The organism is Aquimarina sp. MMG015 (assembly GCF_018100855.1).
In the GTDB taxonomy this organism is placed as follows: Bacteria; Bacteroidota; Bacteroidia; order Flavobacteriales; family Flavobacteriaceae; genus Aquimarina; species Aquimarina latercula.
Genome location: NZ_JAGJEB010000003.1, coordinates 286,531 through 305,568, shown reverse-complemented (window position 1 = coordinate 305,568; position 19,038 = coordinate 286,531). Strand labels below are relative to the sequence as shown.

16 protein-coding genes are annotated in these 19,038 nt (G+C 31.8%); 15 read left to right on the top strand and 1 reads right to left on the bottom strand.

Going from position 1 to position 19,038, the window contains the following annotated elements:
- The first annotated feature begins 12 nt into the window (after positions 1-12).
- The 12 genes from J8L88_RS08030 to J8L88_RS07975 all read left to right on the top strand — a co-directional run bounded on the left by J8L88_RS08030 (position 13) and on the right by J8L88_RS07975 (position 13,354).
- Positions 13-195, top strand: coding sequence for a CPXCG motif-containing cysteine-rich protein (locus tag J8L88_RS08030; RefSeq protein WP_211060466.1), 183 nt, complete (start codon positions 13-15; stop codon positions 193-195).
- A 145-nt stretch (positions 196-340) separates the two neighbouring features.
- Positions 341-751, top strand: coding sequence for a response regulator (locus J8L88_RS08025; RefSeq protein ID WP_211060465.1), 411 nt, complete (start codon positions 341-343; stop codon positions 749-751).
- A gap of 46 nt (positions 752-797) precedes the next feature.
- A complete protein-coding gene (locus tag J8L88_RS08020) occupies positions 798-1,343 on the top strand; it encodes a heme NO-binding domain-containing protein (protein ID WP_211060464.1) in 546 nt (181 codons plus the stop codon).
- Complete coding sequence (locus J8L88_RS08015) at positions 1,336-2,538, top strand: ATP-binding protein (protein WP_211060463.1); 1,203 nt, start codon at positions 1,336-1,338, stop codon at positions 2,536-2,538. Before J8L88_RS08020 ends, J8L88_RS08015 begins: the two co-directional genes overlap by 8 nt.
- On the top strand, positions 2,535-3,668 hold the full coding sequence (locus J8L88_RS08010; RefSeq protein ID WP_211060462.1) for an FIST signal transduction protein: 1,134 nt from the start codon (positions 2,535-2,537) through the stop codon (positions 3,666-3,668). Before J8L88_RS08015 ends, J8L88_RS08010 begins: the two co-directional genes overlap by 4 nt.
- A 3-nt stretch (positions 3,669-3,671) precedes the next feature.
- Complete coding sequence (locus J8L88_RS08005) at positions 3,672-4,724, top strand: ATP-binding protein (protein ID WP_211060461.1); 1,053 nt, start codon at positions 3,672-3,674, stop codon at positions 4,722-4,724.
- A 7-nt stretch (positions 4,725-4,731) separates the two neighbouring features.
- Positions 4,732-5,832 (top strand): FIST signal transduction protein, encoded by a 1,101-nt coding sequence (locus J8L88_RS08000; protein WP_211060460.1) that lies wholly within the window; start codon positions 4,732-4,734, stop codon positions 5,830-5,832.
- Positions 5,829-6,992, top strand: coding sequence for an ATP-binding protein (locus tag J8L88_RS07995; RefSeq protein WP_211060459.1), 1,164 nt, complete (start codon positions 5,829-5,831; stop codon positions 6,990-6,992). Before J8L88_RS08000 ends, J8L88_RS07995 begins: the two co-directional genes overlap by 4 nt.
- Positions 6,993-6,996: 4 nt before the next feature.
- Positions 6,997-7,317: an Hpt domain-containing protein gene (locus tag J8L88_RS07990; protein WP_118387690.1), complete on the top strand. Its 321-nt coding sequence runs from the start codon at positions 6,997-6,999 to the stop codon at positions 7,315-7,317.
- A gap of 13 nt (positions 7,318-7,330) precedes the next feature.
- Complete coding sequence (locus J8L88_RS07985) at positions 7,331-8,056, top strand: LytTR family DNA-binding domain-containing protein (protein ID WP_211060458.1); 726 nt, start codon at positions 7,331-7,333, stop codon at positions 8,054-8,056.
- A 388-nt stretch (positions 8,057-8,444) separates the two neighbouring features.
- Complete coding sequence (locus tag J8L88_RS07980; RefSeq protein WP_211060457.1) at positions 8,445-9,062, top strand: matrixin family metalloprotease; 618 nt, start codon at positions 8,445-8,447, stop codon at positions 9,060-9,062.
- Positions 9,063-9,394: 332 nt separating this feature from the next.
- Positions 9,395-13,354: a DUF4114 domain-containing protein gene (locus tag J8L88_RS07975; RefSeq protein ID WP_211060456.1), complete on the top strand. Its 3,960-nt coding sequence runs from the start codon at positions 9,395-9,397 to the stop codon at positions 13,352-13,354.
- Between the two features lie 58 nt (positions 13,355-13,412).
- Here the strand turns inward: J8L88_RS07975 and J8L88_RS07970 are convergent, their stop codons facing one another.
- Positions 13,413-15,506, bottom strand: coding sequence for a lipopolysaccharide assembly protein LapB (locus J8L88_RS07970; protein WP_211060455.1), 2,094 nt, complete (start codon positions 15,504-15,506; stop codon positions 13,413-13,415).
- A gap of 508 nt (positions 15,507-16,014) precedes the next feature.
- On the opposite strand from J8L88_RS07970, the gene J8L88_RS07965 reads away from it, so the two are divergent.
- From J8L88_RS07965 to J8L88_RS07955, 3 genes are all read left to right on the top strand, one after another.
- Positions 16,015-16,311: an STAS domain-containing protein gene (locus J8L88_RS07965; protein ID WP_211060454.1), complete on the top strand. Its 297-nt coding sequence runs from the start codon at positions 16,015-16,017 to the stop codon at positions 16,309-16,311.
- Positions 16,312-16,419: 108 nt separating this feature from the next.
- Complete coding sequence (locus tag J8L88_RS07960) at positions 16,420-17,664, top strand: oligosaccharide flippase family protein (RefSeq protein ID WP_211060453.1); 1,245 nt, start codon at positions 16,420-16,422, stop codon at positions 17,662-17,664.
- A 125-nt stretch (positions 17,665-17,789) separates the two neighbouring features.
- Entirely contained in the window at positions 17,790-19,007 is a 1,218-nt protein-coding gene (locus J8L88_RS07955; protein ID WP_211060452.1) for a glycosyltransferase, read from the top strand.
- Positions 19,008-19,038 lie beyond the last annotated feature (31 nt).

Genomic DNA, 19,038 nt, shown 5'->3' with positions numbered 1-19,038 from the left:
ATAAATAATTATATGTTCGAACACTTTTTTCAATGCCCGTATTGTTGGGAACAGGTATCTATGTTACTAGATCCCTCTGTTTCTTATCAGGTGTATGTGGAAGATTGTGAGGTGTGCTGCAACCCAATAGAACTACACCCAAGATTTGAGGATCGGACTTTGATCTCCTTCGAAGCGATTAATATAGAACAATAATACGTCTATTTCCCATTCATCTATAGTAAACTACCACTCGTCGATAGTTTAAATGATTCCAACGATGACTAAAGGATTACGTCCTTAAAATTATTGAATTTTACAATATAAGAGCTATATCTGTAAGTATAAAACCTATACCTAAATGAAAAATTTAAAAATCCTATTAATCGAAGATGACGAGATAGAAAGAATGAAGTTTACAAGAGTTCTACAGAAGAACAGTTATACGTGTAAACTACAAGAAGCTACAAACGGTGAAGAAGCCGTAGAAATTCTAGATGACGATACCAGAACTCCAGATCTTATATTATTGGATCTTAATATGCCGAAAATGAATGGTATCGAGTTCCTAAAAAGTTTAAAAAATAATGACAAGTTAAAATATATTCCTGTTATAATCCTTAGTACTTCTAACAATCACCAAGATCTGAAAAGATGCTACGAAGAAGGGATTGCAGGGTATTTAGTAAAACCATTGAAGTACGAAGAGTATGTAGAAAAAATAAAATCATTGATAGAATATTGGGGAAAAAATGAGTTAATTTCTGTCTGAACTACCAGAAAACTCGTAACTTAACTTACCAATTTAATATTATATTATGAAAGGAATTGTTTTTACAGAGTTTTTACAACTTGTAGAGGATAAATTTGGTCTAGAAATGGTAGATCGAATTATCGAAGAGTCCAATTTACCATCTAATGGAGTTTATACATCAATAGGAACGTATGAGTTTTCTGAAATGTTAAGTCTTATTACTAGTTTAAGTAAAAATACTGACATAAAAACGGATGATCTTCTACTGACGTACGCGGAGCACTTTTTTAGTGTTTTAGCTTCAAATTATCCACAATTGATAGAACGTTATACGGATCCGCTGGATATGTTAGAGTCTATAGAAAATCACATTCACGTAGAGGTAAGAAAAATTTACCCTAATGCTGAACTTCCTACCTTTCAGGTATTGGAAAGAACACCTAATACCTTATCTATGATATACAAATCAAGTCGAGCAATGTATAGCTTTGGGTTAGGTCTGATGCACAAAACATTTGAACATTTTAACAAAAGGGCTGTTATATCTTATGATAAATTAAAAGATGATGGAACCGAAGTTAAATTTATGATTCAAATGAAAAATGGGTGAACTTAATGCTAATATATTGCAAAGAGCACTTGCAAGGGAAAAAGCAGCTCGTAAACAAGCCGAGGGGATTCTAGAGGATAAATCAAGAGAGCTATACGAAGTCGCACAAGAATTAAAAGAGGTTCTAGCGAAAAAAAGTTCTGAGCTTCAGGGAATGTCTGATAATCTCGTAGACGCATATGTTCTAATGAAAGTGAACGGTGATGTCATAGAGATGAATGAGGCAGCAAAAGAATTATTCGGTTATGATATTAATCAAGAAAAGCTTAATGTAATTTCTTTGATATATAAAGATGATTTTGATTATGCCTTGGAGTCTTTTCAACAATTAGTTACTAAAGGATCTTTTACGGATTACGTAGCTAGAGCAGTAACCAAAAGTAATGGTGTTAGAACAGTTCATATTAATGGAAGTGTTATTAGAGATAAAGATAATAAAGTAATAGCTGCACAAGGAATTGTACGAGATATTACGGATCAGATAGAGGCCGAAAAATTAAAAGAAGAATTACTTAAAAATTTAGAGCAAAGTAATAAAGAGTTAAATGATTTTGCGCACGTAGTATCTCATGATTTGAAATCACCTTTGCGCAGTATGAATGCACTTATAAATTGGTTAAAAGAAGATTATGAAGATAAGTTGGATGAAAACGCAATAACCTCTTTTAATGCTTTACTTAATAAAATAGAAAAAATGGATCACATGATTGATGGGATTCTAAGTTATTCGAGTATTGATAGAAATGAAAAGGCTGGAAAGGAAGTGAGTTTGGATAAAGTAGTATCTGATATATTAGAAATGATTTATGTTCCAGAAACATTTAGAATCAATATCCATGATACACTTCCTACAATGATAGGTGATCGATTTAGATTTCAACAATTATTTCAAAATATAATCAGTAATGCGATAAAATATAATGATAAAGAAAAAGGAATTTTGGACATTAAATGTAATGATATTGGAGATTTTTGGGAAATTACCCTTGCCGATAATGGCCCAGGAATTCCAGAAGCATACCACCGTAAAATCTTTGAGATTTTTCAAACAGCTCAGGATAAATCTAAATCCACCGGAATTGGACTGTCGATTGTAAAAAAGATAGTTAATATGTATGGTGGAGAGGTCGATGTATCCTCAGAAGAAAACAAAGGCACCACTTTTTTATTCACTCTTAAAAAACCTTCTAAATGAAAATTCAACAATACGAAAGAAAGAAAAATGGCAATTGGGAATCAACCACATCGTGTGATGAAAAGCTTAAAAACCCATTGGTATTAGTCTTTGGGAATCGGTTTATTCTAGAAAAAGAACCTATTTTGGAAGAGGTAAAGAAATTATTTGACGATAGTGAAATTATTATTGGTTCTTCTGCGGGAGAAATTTTGGGAGCAAATGTTACTGAAAACACTATTTCTTTGACAGCCGTAGAGTTTGAAAATAGCACCTATAAATTAAGTCATCAAAACATTTTGGATACTCAAAAGGATGCTTTTGAAACCGGAAAAAGGTTAGCTGATCAATTACCTTCAGAAAACTTAAAACATATTTTTATTGTAAGTGAAGGTAGTTATGTTAATGGTTCGGCTTTAATAGATGGTGTAGAGGCAATACATAAGGATATACCGTGTACGGGAGGTTTATGTGGAGATGATGCTAGGTTCGAAAAAACATTAGTAGGATATAATGAAAATCCAAAAGAAGGAGAAATCGTAGCAGTTGGATTTTACGGAGATAGTTTGCAGATTACTAGTGCACAGTATGGTGGATGGACTCCTTTTGGTCCTGAACGGATAATTACAAAATCAGATAATAATGTATTATATGAGTTAGATAATCAGCCAGCGTTAGATTTATATAAAAAGTATCTAGGGGATAAAGCCTCAGAATTACCACAATCAGCACTTTTATATCCATTAAGTGTAAAAACAGAAGGACGTAAAGAAGCGATAGTAAGAACCATCCTTTCTATTGACGAAGAAAAGAATGCGATGATATTAGCAGGAGATGTCCCAGAAGGATCCGTTGTACAATTAATGATGGCCAATATTGATAAGATTGCAGAGGGAGCTTCCAAAGCTGCAGAAATAGCTATGAAATCCAGAGATAAGGACCCGCAATTAGCATTGTTAGTAAGCTGCATAGGAAGAAAACTAGTAATGGATCAAAGAGTAGAGGAAGAGATCGAAGAAGTTATAGAAGAAGTAGGAGCAAATGCTGTTATATCGGGTTTTTACTCATATGGTGAATTAGCGCCCTTTAGCAATAGCACGAGATGTGAGCTTCATAATCAAACTATGACTTTAACCTTATTGAGTGAATAAAGAATGAATTCGTTATTGAAGAGGCAGATAAGGAAGAAACTATCTGATGATTTAAAAAATCATCCTGAAATTCAGGAGCTTTTAGCTGCGATTGATGGTTCGTATAATACCTATGAAGAGCAGTTTACTATGTTACAAAGAGCAATGTCAATAAGCTCGCAAGAATTATTTGATGCTAATAAGCAATTAACCGAAGAAGCAAAGCGACAAAGATTGGTTATTGAACGATTGAATGATGCTATAAAAACACTTCGATCAATCGACGAAAAAAAAGACAAAGAAACAGCAACAAATATAGAAGATCTTACAGGTATAGAATTGGCTACCTTGATTGAGAAACAAGCAGCTAAAATCTCTGATTTTGAAAAACAGAGAGCAAAAATGTTAAAGGACTTGGAGAAAAGTAATGAAGAATTAACTAGTTATGCGCAAGTCGTGTCTCATGATTTAAAATCTCCCTTACGAAACGTAAGTGCATTAATCGCTTGGATAAAAGAGGATGCTGATGAGTTGAGCGGTACTGTTTTGAGTCATTTTGGTCATATTGAACAAAATATTGAAAAAATGGATAGTATGATCGGAGGAATTTTGGAATATTCTCTGATCGATAAAAAAGATAAAATTGTAAATGAGGTAGATTTAAATGTATTGATATATCAAACAATAGAATCATTACATGCACCGGATTTTATAGAATTTAGTATAGATAATAAACTTCCGACAATAAGGAAAGATCCGCATAGGATTAAACAATTGTTTCAAAATTTGATTAGTAATGCCATCAAAGGGATGGATAAGGAAGAAGGGTATATCTATATTGGATCAAAAGAAGAAGAAGAGTATTGGGGATTTTATATAAAAGATAACGGGAAGGGAATACCGGATAAATATCACGAGAAGATTTTCAAAATCTTTCAAAGTATTGATTCTACAAAAGAGTCAACCGGTATTGGACTATCTATAGTTAAAAAAATCATAGACTACTATGAAGGAAAAATTTGGTTGGAATCAGTCGTCGGGAAAGGGACTACCTTTTTCTTTACGATAAAAAAATGAAAAAAATATGTTTATAAGTTCTACAGACCCCCATAATGTAGCAGCTAAAATAAAGGAAAAAGCAGCTGGAAGAAAAGTAATTTTAACGGTACCAGAAAAAACAATACTGGATATACCTCAATTAATTGAAGAATTAAATAAACTGGATGTGCAGTTTATGGGAGGAATATTTCCTAAAATTATTTGTCAAAATGACCTTTATGATGAAGGTATTGTTGTCAATTTTGTTGATCGCGTTGCTACCCTTTTTGTTACTCAAAATTTAAGAGAAAAAGATTTTACAATTCCATCTACTGCTTTAGATAGAGAAAAAGACTATTGTGCTTTTACCATGATCGATGGTTTAACAGGTAATATTTCTAATTATTTATCAGAGTTATATAGGGTGTTCGGTACTAACTGTCTGTATTTAGGAGGCGGTGCAGGAAGTCTCACTCTAGAACAAAAACCTTGTGTATTTAGTAATGAAGGTTTTTTTATGAATGCAGCTATTACGATTATTTATGAAACATCAGGAAGTATTGGTGTACAACACGGATGGGAAAAAATAGAAGGGCCAATTATAGCTACTAAAACCGATAAAAATATAATACAAGAACTTAATTGGAGAAACGCTCTCGAGGTTTATAAAGAGATCGTTAAATCTGATTGTGGAAAAGAATTGAGTGAAGATAATTTTTTCGATATAGCTAAATCGTATCCATTCGGAATTGTAAAGGATAATTCAGAATGTGTAGTTAGAGATCCAATTGCTACTAATGATAAGGGAGAATTGATCTGTGTAGGAGAAGTATTTAACAATACGATGTTGGATGTATTAAAAGGCAAAGAAGAAAATTTACTTGAATCTGCTAATAAGGCAGCTCAATTAGCCGTAGAAAGTTTCCCTAATCCAACATCGGCAGTTATAATTGATTGTATATCAAGAACATTGTTTTTAGAAGATCATTTTCAGAAAGAGTTAGATAACGTAGTGAGCCTTTTAAAAAAGGAAAATGATCAAATGTTTATTGGAGGAGCATTAACGTTAGGAGAAATATCTTCTTTCAATGGGTATTTAGAACTTTTTAACAAGACTATAGTGGTTGGATTATTTGGCAGAAAATGAGTGTAAATATTAACAAACATATCGCAGATATTTTACAGCTTTACGAGTTTTCTATGTCTATAGGTAGGACCTTAGATTTTGATAAAAATTGTGATAATTTTTTAAAATTGTTGCTTGCTCGTAAAAATCTGAGTGGCTGCTGTGTAATTTCTAAAAAAGAAGATGAATATATAAGGTCTTATTCTTATCCTGCTGGATTGGTGGATGATAAAATGATGGAGCATAGTGATTTTTTAAATGATTGTTTTAAAGATGAAACGATAAAAACAGGTATGTTTATAGAAGATGAAGAAGAAATGACATCATCCTGTAGAACCGAAGGATCTTGGTTGTTCTTTAATCTTAAGAATGATAAGGGTTTAATGCTTATTAATCATAAAGGAACGGCTTTCAACCAAGTAGAAATTAATCAGTTGTCTCCTATAATGGATAAATTTTCGATTTCTCTAAAAGCTTGCGAATCTTTTAACAAACAGGATAATTTATTGAAAAGGCTAACGGCTCAAAACAAGGAGCTTAGAGAATTTACACAGGCAATTTCACATGATTTGAAATCACCTCTAAGAAATATTGTAACCTTAATCGCTTGGACTAAAGAAGATGGCCAAAACCTACAGGAGGATGTGGTTCAAAATTTAGAGAACATCGAGTATAATATAGAAAAAATGGATAACCTTATTAAAGGTTTACATACATACTCGACCATTGATAAGTTCGAAGAGAATGATAAAGAAATTGATTTAGAACCTTTCTTAGGAGAGATTATAGAATCATTAATAATACCAGACGAGGTACAATTTCATATAGAAAGTAATACGTCTAAATTATTTATGTATCCTACATTATTTCAAAATCTTTTTTATCATTTGATCAGCAATGCTGTTAACAGTATGGATAAAGAAAAAGGAGAAATTTATATTAATATTAAGGAAGAAGAATCATATTTAAAGTGTAGTGTAAGGGATAATGGAAAGGGAATCCCTGAAAAATATCGAGAACGAATTTTTCAACTATTCGAAAGTATAGATTCTAAAAAAGAGTGTATTGGTATTGGATTACCGATTGTGAAGAAAATTGTAGATTATTATAAAGGTGATATACGGTTAGAATCAGAGGTTGGTAAAGGCACTACACTTTTCTTCACCTTACAAAAAGAGTAAAAACATGATAGAAACCCCAAACTTAGACTACATTAAAGACCTTGCGGCAGGTTCTGAAGAATTTGAACAAAAGGTAATTGGAATAATAAAGAAAGAATTTCCAGAAGAAAAAAAAGAATTTTTAAAAAATTATAATGCAAAAGCCTATATTGAAGCTGCAAAAGATGTTCACAAGTTAAAACATAAAATTGGAATGTTTGGATTCGAGGCTCAGTATAAAGTTACTGTTGCTTTTGAAGAAGATTTAAAAAAAGATGACACTTCTCTATATCCAAAATTTATGCTAATTTTAGAGAGTATTGAAGATTTTTTGAAGGTTATATAAAAACATTACGCTTATGAATTGTATTATTATTGATGATGAAGAAACTGCAAGATTAATTATTCAACAACTTTGTTCTCAAGTAGATCAATTGAATGTGGTTGAAGAATTTCCAAACGCAATTCAGGCTATCAAATTCTTAAATAGTAATTCGATTGATTTAATATTTTTAGATATTCATATGCCTGATTTTACAGGTTTTGATTTTATACAGACTTTAAAGAATCCTCCAAAAATAGTGCTAACCACTTCTGACGAAAAATTTGCTCTAGAAGCATTTGAATATGAATGTATAGTGGATTATCTGGTAAAGCCTATAACATTACCACGTTTTGTTAAAGCCATCCAAAAAGCAGAAAGCACCCCAGATATAATACCGGTTTCTGCCGCTGTACAGGATAAAAAAGAACCTTCGGGAATCTCCTCTGGAGAAAATGATCTTTATGTAAATATAGATAGAAGGTTGATAAAGATTGATATCCCAACGATTTTAATCATTGAAGCAAAGGGAGATTATATTCTTATCAAAACAGAAAGACAGAACTATACAGTACATTCTACGTTAAAAAAGATAGAGGAGAAATTACCGGATGACCTTTTCTTAAAAGTTCATAGGTCTTATATAATAAATATCAAAAGGATTATCGATATTGAAGATAACAGTGTTTTAATAGCTAAAGATGTTATTCCTGTTAGTAGATCTAATCGTCCGGAATTGATGAAACGCCTAAACTTATTATAATAAAATAGTCCAACATTAATAAAAGTATTTATTCAATAGGCCTAATTGTAGTATCCATTGAGTAAATTAATACACATACCGTATAAAAAATGCATTAATCTTTATAATATGATTAGTGCATTTTTCTTTTTTAAATCTTTTATGAGAAACCATTCGTCGATACACCCCTTAATTTAGTGCCGTCACAGCCTCATATAGCCCATCTATCGAAAATCGATGAAACGCCTGATCTTCAATAAAATACCAATTCATCGATAGATATCTACCACTCACCGAAAAATCTCGTTTAAACACCTATATCTAGGTAACTTTAAAGTAATGAAACGGAAAAGTATGCGCGCCTAAAATTAAGTTTCTGATTATTAATAAACCCCAATCTTCAGAAATTATGAAAAAATTATTACCTATTATACTGATCCTCTTAACTACCTATTCATGTTCAGTAGAAGATGATTCCGCTCCATTATTCATAGAACCAATATTTATGGATAATCCAACAGCAAAGTTGCTTGTTGATATAATATATGTAGTTCCTTCTGAAAGTCACGATAAGTCAATGTATCAACTGGATGAAGCTAAATATCTAGAATTTTTAAATGGTTGTTTTTTTAATAGAAATGATATCGGAATAGAAATGGGAGAATCAAGAGTCGTTATTAATAGCGAATTGTATGACCTTAAGGATAATAGAGGTAATGAATCAGCGGTATTTAGTAGAGAAACGCAGGATTCTTATAAACAAGATCGTTTAAATATATATGTAATCCTTAGAACTAATACCATTGCTATCGCAGGAATTGGTCTAAGACAAAGAGCTTTAATAACCGATGAATTTTTATTTAAATCTACTAGCCCACATGAAATAGGACATGCTCTTGGACTTTTTCATTGTGATGTAGAAGGGAATATTATGACTAGAGTAAGGCCCTATTTAAGAAAAGATTTTGACACAAATCAAGTGAATACGATGATGAGTAGTATTATGTCAATTAATTCTAATGATTAAAAATAATTGACTAATAGTTTTAAATAATACGTACTAGTAAACCTTTGGTAAAAACATGTTGAGATATTGAATTTACATCTAATAAACGATAGTTTGTTAACGATTTAAAAGAGTATGGTTTGTAGATTTAAGTTTGGTTTTGTTTTTGCCCCAGAGAGCGGAATAAATAATTATTTATTCCGCTCTCTTATGTAAAACCGTTACTAACTTCCTTTTATCTAGTAAAATAAACCATCCAACTGGTTATAGAGTTCACATAACGAGTAATTCATTAATTATCTACAAGTCTTAACTAATTTTGAGTAAACCAAATACCGAAAATCTATATTATTATGAAACGAATTTTTACTTTTTTAACCGCAATAATAAGCTTATCAATTTCTGCTCAGCAGGAGTTTGATTGTAATGATGGGACGTTTTATCAAGTAATTTCAGGATCTATGAAAGCGTACGATCCAATTACGGGATCATATTCAGAGGCGTTACATTCCTACAGCTCATATAATGCTGGAGGATATAATGCTGTAGATAATTTTTTATATGGAATAAAGAGTGGTGACGATCACTTACTACGAATAGCAAAAGACATGATTATCGATCTAGGAGCAGTAGCTCCTAATGGTACTACAGTCTTTGGCGGTGGTTATGCTGCGGATGTAGATCCCGACGGAAATCTGTGGGTATTCCAAAATAATAACAAAAGAACTTTTCATAAGATTATTAATCTAAAAGATTACGACGGAAGTTATTCTCCTCAATTCGAAATTGTGGAAGCAGATGTAACGGCACCAAGTACTTGTGCGGATATAGTATATGTTAACGGTGCTTTTTACGGAGGTAGTAGAGGTAAATTATTTAAATGGGATTTGTCTTCTGGTACTCCAGTATTCTCAAGTAAAACAGTAGCTAATTTGCCAAGAAGTACATTTGGAGCAGCGTATGCAGATAATGATAACAGATTATATGTTTCGGATAATAATGGTGGTTTATATTTAATCAATGATTATGAGGGAGCAAACCCAACGGCTACACTTTTAAATTTAACAGAAACTACGAATTCTAATGATGGATTTAAATGCGCAAGTGGTATATCACCATTAGATAAAGATAGTGATGGGATTTTAGATTCTATGGATGCTGATTGTGATGGAGATGGATTATCTAATATTTTAGAATGTAATGGAGTAGATCCTTATGGGGATAGTGACGATGATGGGATGTTTAACTATTTGGATAATGATATTAGTGGTAATGGAGATAATGTAGTACAAGATGCTTTTGATAGAGATGGTGATGGAAATCCAGATTTCTTAGACATAGATTCTGATAACGATGGGATTTATGATATTGTAGAAGCAGGTGCAGGAAATAATGATACTAACAATGATGGTATTTGTAATGGTCAGGATGCTGGGTATCAGGATACAGACAATGATGGGATTGCTGATGCATTTGATACAGATCAATTAGGAACTGAATTTATTCCTTTAGATACTGATAACGATCAAGTATATGATTGTTATGATATTGATTCTGATAATGATGGAATTATAGATATTATCGAAGGGCAAGATTCAACTACATTTTTAGGACTTTCTAATACAGATGAAGATAGAGATGGATTAGATGATAATTTTGATCCAGATTTCGGAGGATCAACGAATGGAGATGTTGATACAGATGGAGATAACGATTATAATCACTTAGATGTAGATTCTGATAACGATGGTATTTCTGATAACACTGAAGCGTATGATAGTGATGGAGATGGGAACGTAGAAACGTATCCTTCAGGAATTGATGCTGATAATGATGGTTTAGATGATCACTACGATCAAAGAAAAACTGGTTTTGATTCAGAAAATGGAGGTCAGACTCCTGAAAGTTTTCCAATACCTGCAATCTGTGATAGATATAATTATTTAGGAGATTTCGATTCTAATGGAAAGCCATTATATCTTGATGGTCAGGATGTAGTAAGTCAGGAAACTGTTGATATGATTAATAATGCATTGCCAGAAGGATATCCTGTGCCCGATTTTAATCCACACTATATCTCATCTGGATACGATACTGATGTAGTTCTACAAGAAGATGCTGAAATCTGGATCACCTTTGTAGGAGAAGGTGCTGGTTATAAAAATACGTTAGGTTTTTATACATATGATGCAGACAACCCTTACGAAACAATTCCGCAACCAGAAGACATCACTATTATTTTTCCTAATGTATCTGCAGTAGGAAGTGGTGGAGATTTAGAAGTAGGTGATAAAGTTAGTATCGGTAGTTTTCCTCCTAATACTGGTATAGGATGGGTGTTGTTAGCGGATGCTTGGAAAGATGGATGTGTTGATACAGGTAACTGGCAATTATATTCTAATCCAGATTATAATCCAGAAAGTGATGAAACATTAAGATATCATAACGTATTACTTAACGATCCAGATTCTGATAGAATAATTTTAGGATTTGAGGATATCAGAAGAGATTACGCTTCTTGTGATCAGGATTTTAATGATGCATTATTCTATATTACAGCAAGTCCAATAACGGCGATTAAAACAGATAATTATGCAGACATAAATAGTGCTACAGATGTTACATCCGCTAATGATGGAGGATTAGAAAGTAATGGAGATCTTGCAAGTTTAATAGCGCAACGTAATTTTAACAGAACGAAGTCAAACTTGATTTTTAATACTAAGAAATCACAGAAAAGATTTCAACCAGGTGTTGTATCATATAAGTCCAGAAATAATGAAGATTTAAGCCTTTATTTCCCTACTACAGGAGTAGTAGGATCAGAATCTACGTATGTATCTAGTCCAGAAGATTTACTTGGAATAACGAATGCTAATTCAGTATTCTCTGTAGACTATTATCAAAATGAAGAAAGAGTAGCTGCAGGATTAGCAACTACAACAACAGGAAATATTTATGACCATTCTAAGACTATATGTGATCGTCTTAACGGATCTAAATTATTAGATTTAAGAACAGTAGTGATTAGAAATCATACGATTATTAGTACTCGTATAGAAAGAGCTACAGGAGAAATAGAATATGCTTTGACTTTTTCTATAAAAGAAGGAGAATCTGAAAATGAAATCTATAGTCTGTGGAACATTGATAGCTATCCAGAAGGAGATTATACAAACTTCCAAGTTTGGGGTGGTTCTGTAGCGCAAGTTGCTAATATTGCAAATCATATTTTAGACACTTTTATTGCCGATAAACCAATGAGAAGTCATGAAGTATCTAATAGAATACCAACCATTTTCGTAGAAAAAGGAAGATATGATAATGGAGAATTAGTATTAGATATTGTAAACAAATCTGGAGCATCTTCAATGAATTTTGATGGAAACATTAGACGAACTGAGTTGTCTTCTGAAGTAGCATTAAGACAAACAGTTTCTTTATCAGGAGCATATAGAGAGCAAATAAAAGTAGATACTGGATTCTTATTTGACATTGGATTTTCTATCAACGGACAAGAGTCTACTCAAATAGATGCTTTATACTTAGCAGATGGACCTTGGGGAGTTGATTATAGAGAAGAAGCAGTAGTTCTAGAAAGTTTTGAAATCTTAGAACAAACCGAAGCGACTTCTGATGAGAACTACACAATAGAAAGAGGTGTTGCTGTAAGAGGAGAGGTAAAAGAAACGATAAACATTTTCAGAAATGTTTTAGCAGGTGATCTAACACTAAATGTAGAAAACTATGACGCATTACAGTTTGAGATGAATACTACCAGCAATATTGAAGTTATTTTGGTAACAAAAGACCTTACTGATTGGAATGATAGATTAAGATTTACAATAGAAGCGAATTCTGATAACACACTATATAATATAGCTTTTGCAGATTTTAAAAATGCAGCTGGCGTATCAGTTAATGTAACAGACGTAAGAAGCGTTGTGTTCTCTATCCAAGGAGACTATCAAAACTTTTCATCCTTTGATGTTGAGATTTCTGAATTAGTTTTCTCGAATAATACAGTATTGAGCACAGAAGAGTATGAGATTCAGGAAAAAGTAGAGAACGTACTAAATTATCCGAATCCATTTCAGGCAACCACTTTTATAAGAGTGCCTGAGACCTTAAAAGGAACGATAACGATTACTGTTGTTGATATGTTAGGAAGAATCGTAAGAAATGAAGAATTACAAATGATATCTAGCAATGAAGCTAAGTTTGATGCTCAAGATTTACATACTGGAATATATAAATATGTAGTTTCAGATACGAATAAGAGAAAATATCAAGGTAGTTTCATGAAAGAATAATGAAAGATTTAGGTTGAGTTTTGGGGTCTAATAGCGAGAATAAAATAATTTATTCTCGCTATTTTACTTGTGATTTATAAGCCTGAAGATTTAGTTTTTCGATCTTATTATTAAAAAGAGGTTTCTCTAAGAAATACCATTTTAGTTTAAAACCAATTTCTGTAAATTCAAAACCAGCTGCAGTAGCAGATGCTATATTACTGTATTTACCATAAATATTTGCAATAAATCTCTTTGAAAAATTATATCCAATTTTCCCTTCTGCTCTAAAAGTAGTAGACGCTGGATCATCTTCTACGTATTGGCGACCTATTGCGCTGCTAAAACGATAAAACCAATCATTATTCTGATCGTTTTGTATTTCAGCAAAAAATTCTACTAAATTAAATGACGAAGGACTGAAATAAATAGTGGGTACCTGATCCTTAAAAGAAATGTATTGATAGTTTAAACCAACTTTTAGCGTAGGTCGATTCAATACATTGTAGTATAAGGAAGTAAATAATAAGTTTCTACTATTGTCATCAGATTGCGAGGTATATATAGCTTGCGTATACCATCCTAAATTAATATTAGTTCCTAGGTTATAGTTAAGAGAATAATTATTCATAATTATTTCTCTATCGATAAGATCTGCGTTAAAATTTTGAAGTTCTCTTTTATAACCAATATCTAAACTCTGAAGTTTAAAGGGTTTTGTACTCAAAATAACTTCACCAATGATTCCGGTATAACTATTAGTTATAGCATTAGCACTATTAAATCCTAGATTAGTTTTAATGCCAATCTTACCAGTAAATTCATAATCTAGCCCTATAGCAGCTTCGTGAGATTCAGCTTTTACATTTGTTTCTGTATTTTCGGTAGATCTAAATGAATAACTACTTTTTACTTTTAACCTAGTAGATAAAGGAATTTCAGCGTTAAAATTGGTGTTGATTGCCTCATTATTACCATTGTCAAAAGTGTATGCCGTTTTGTTTTCAATAAATGGAGTATGAGAAATTTTTAAGTCAGAAATTAATTTTTCCGCATCTGGTTGTTTTGGGTAAAAAGAAAGTGTTTTAAAAGCGAATTCATACGCTTTCATATCCAATCCAGAAGCTCTGTAAGCATTTGCAATACCAAGATTGCCATCAAAAGAACTTTTGTCAGAATCAAGAATAGTACTGTATTGATCAAGACTCATTCCAAAATCACTGGTGTACATTCCATAAGTTGCTTGTAGGCTTGATAATTTAGAATTACCAGGGTATTTGTTTTTAAGTTCATCAATAGAGGTTTTAGCATCCTTAAATTTTCTATTCCAAAACAAGGCTTGTACGTATCTTTCGTAAGAACTAAGAAGAATTTCATTGTCCGATTCTAGGGTTTTGGCTTTTTTCAAAGATTCCTTAGCTAAATCAAGCGCTTTTTTTTCTTTATGCATTTTATGAGCAACTAGTGATAATCCTTGTAATGATATGATACTATCCTTACGGTTTTTTGCAGTTTTATAATACATCTCTTCAGCATCAGCATACTGATTAATCACTAAATAAATATTTGCTTTGTTTAGTAATGTATCTTTGTCATCAGGGAAATCTTCTAAATTTTTATCTAAAAGAGTTAAAGCTTTATCATACTCTTTATTTTGAGACAAAGTAAAGGCATACCCGAGTCTAATATATTTTCTGGATACTAATGCATTGTTATTACCAACTTGTATTTCTAAAGCTTTATTTACAGTTTCTAGAGCAGAAGGATACTTTTTTAAATTAGAGAGCGTATTAGCATAACCAAGAACAGCGGCAAAGCTATTTGGTTTTTCCTTTACGATACGCTCATAATATGTTTCAGCTGCATTAAAGTTTTTATCCCATAATAATGATTCAGCATAATTAAGTTTTATCTCGTAATCATCCGGATACATTGTTTTTAATTCTGTAAAAATAGCAACGGCTTTTTTGGATTCACCAAGAAGACCAATTGCCCTACCATAGCATAATTTTGCTGTTCGGTTATCTGGATATTCTTGAAGGATATTTTGAAAAAAAACTTTGGCTTTATCGTATGCACCATTCTCGAGATGATTAAATCCTTCTTTCATATCCTGTCCCATAGAGATATGGCTAATACAAAGAAAGAGCATTAAAAATAATACTTTGTTCATAGACAATTTTTCATTGTTAACAAGGTAAGAATATCTTTTCAGAATATTTTTTTATTAGTATAATCTTTACATAAAGTTTAGGTAGTTAAGGTATGTCTTTGTCTTAATAACGAAAAACATTAACGTACTTTTTTTAAGGGAATTTTCAACTTTTTATTCGGATTTCTATAATTTGAAATGAAAATAAGGCTTATTAGATGTTAAAAAGAATACTTAGAGGAGGTTTTTTCTTCCTAAAAAAGTTAATTAAAAGTTAAAATAACCGATAAAAAACAAGTAAAACGGTTGTAATACACGGATTTTGATTCAGACCTTAATTTTGTTGTGGTTTTACAGTAATGTTTAGCCGACTAATATATCTAAATTTACATAAGACTGATTAATAGTTGTTTATAATCAATCTGTTATTTTTCGCCATTCATCTATACTAACTTGTAGCTTATCTAAAATTAGAGTTTAGAATTAAAAAGGAAAGACATCTTTGCAGTATAACCTAAAATAAAATGATATGGCACTTAAAATAACTAATAATTATGGAGTTTATGAATTAGAAGGAAATGTTGAAGGAACAAATACAATGTCACTGAAACATCATTTTGAACAATTAATGAGCTCTTCTGAAAAGATAGTATTATCCCTAGAAAAGGTAAAAAGAATAGATGCCTACGGAATTCAAGTGCTAACTAATCTATATAATAGAGCTATTAAAAACAACAAAATATTTTATATGATTGGATCCGAAAATGATATGATTAACAAGGCCTTTGGTAAAATGAATATTATATTAAAGAAGAATTTTCTTTAGTAAAAAACTTAAAAGTTAATGATCATTATAAGAAAGTTGTAATGTATCTCAAAGAGGTAACAAAATTGATAGAAAAGAAAAAATGAACAGGTATTTAAGATTTTAGAAATGACTATTAGTACGCTTATTCCAAAACTTACGGCAGAGCAGAAATTTATGCTTAGCGTTATTGTAGTAAACGCTGGAAATTATTTATATAATTTATTATTGGGAAGGATTTTAGGCCCTGAGTTATTTGCTGATGCGGCGTTATTAATTACCTTTTTACTGGTATTATCGTTTGTAGCGATGACATTTCAATTAGCAACGGCCAAGTTTTCTGTTTTATTTGAGAATGATTCTTTTAGAAGTTTTATTTCTCTAGTGTATAAGTATGCTGGTGTTACTGGTATCATTATAGGGGCAGGGATGATTGTTTTTTCAAAACAATTACAAGAACTTTTTAATACCAGTTCTTCATTAATGTTCACCATTTTTGGATTAGGAGTACCGATCTATTTTATAATGAGCGTAAATCGTGGATTTTTTCAAGGCACTAAAAGGTTTGAAAAATTGGCTTGGACTTATCAAGGTGAAATGTTTAGTCGATTGATTATTACATTGGTGTTGATTTTTACTATCTCGCAAATAAGCTCTTCGATTTTAGTAGTAACAGGTATTGTAATTTCATTCTTTTTTGGTCTCTTACCTTTTAAGAAAGAGAACTTTTCTTTGCGGGTGCGAAATGTGTTAAGTAAAGAACAAACGAGTCAGATTAGTAAATTTTTTATACTTACCGCTTTTTATGAGTTAACCCAAATTATAATTAATAATAGTGATATCCTATTAGTTAAACATTATTTTGCAGAATATGATGCCGGATTATACGCCTCTTTAGCCCTTATAGGAAGAGTGGTGTATTTTGTTACTTGGATGTTCGTGATGCTTTTATTACCAGCGGTAATAGAAAAGAAAAAGTTAGGAGAAGCTACAGCACCAATCTTGGTTAAATATGTCGGCTATGTTGTAGGGCTAGCCTCTGTAGTTGTTTTAGGTTGTTATCTTTTTCCAGAATTAGCAATCCACGTTTTATTTGGAGACGCATATTTATCAATGGCTCCGTTACTTTGGAAATATGCTGTCGCAACTGCATTGTTTGCAGTGTCTAACATATTTGCTTATTACTTTTTGTCTCTAGATCAGTATATACCAGTCGTAGTTTCGGGGTTATTGGGAGTTTCTCAAATTTTATTGATCATATTTTTTCATAGTTCTTTGCTAGAAGTAGTATTGGTACAAATAATTGCAATGGCTGTTTTATTAGTTGTTCAGCTAGCGTATTTCTTTTATAAATATGGGGAAAATTCAAACTAAATTAGTATATTTTACATTCGTCGACATAAAATTGCATCTCAACGAAAATAAATGTAGTCCTAAAGAGATATAGTACATATTTGTGGTATCACTTTAGAATCCAAGTTTAATATAAATTTACAATTATGAAATTAGCAATTGTAACTGCGTATCCACCAAGTAAAGTAACATTAAATGAATATGCATTTCATTTAGTGAAGCATTTTAGACAACAACAAGAGGTTACTGAGTTAATCTTGTTGACGGATATTTCGGAATCGGAGGCTAATGTAGAGTTCGAAGAAGCAGGTTGTAAGGTGATTGTAAAGTCCTGTTGGAAATTTAATAGTTATAAAAATATAAGAACGGTTATGAAAGCCGTTAAGCAAACAAAACCGGAAGCGATTCTTTTTAATCTTCAATTTATGAAGTTTGGAGATAAGAAGATTGCTGCTGCCTTAGGTTTATTATTACCTTTTTTATGTAAAATGAAAAAGATTCCAACGGTTGTTTTGTTACACAATATTATGGAGCAAGTAGATTTAGGTAAAGCTGGTTTTACAACTAATGTTGTATTAAAAACGGTGTTTAATTGGATTGGAACAGCATTAACAAGATTCGTATTAGCTTCTGATCGAGTAGCGGTAACGATAAGTAAATATGTTGATATTCTTGAAAAGAAATATAATGCCAAAAATGTAGTACTTATTCCTCACGGTACTTTTGAGATTCCGGAAGAACCTTCTTATGATCTACCGGATGGGCCACTCAAGGTTATGACTTTTGGGAAGTTTGGAACTTATAAAAAAGTTGAAATTTTAATTGATGCAGTAAAAAAAGTAAGAGCTGCTACTGGTGCTAATCTAGAAATAGTTATTGCAGGTACAGATAACCCAAATACACCTGGATATTTAGAAAATGTAAAAAAACAATATCAAGATGTACCACAATTAACATTTACAGGATATGTAGAAGAGGAGGATGTTCCTGTAATTTTTGGAGAAAGTGCCATGGTGGTATTTCCTTACACCTCTACTACTGGAAGTTCTGGTGTATTGCACCAGGCGGGAAGCTATGGTAAGGCTGTAGTAATGCCTGATCTAGGTGATCTTAGTATATTAGTAAAAGAAGAAGGGTATAGGGGAGAGTTTTTTGATCCTAAAAGTACAGCTAGTTTAGCTACGGCAATAGAAAAAATAGTAGTTGATACAGCATATAGGAATCAATTAGCAAAGGCTAATTACAAAGCGGCAACAGCATTCCCTATGAGTAGAATAACTAAAATGTACTTAGATACTTTTAAGAATATTAAGAAAGGTAAAAGCAAAAAGAACGAGAAAGAATTACAAGGAGTATCTGTTTAAATAAACGTATTCTTTATGTATTTCTATTTAA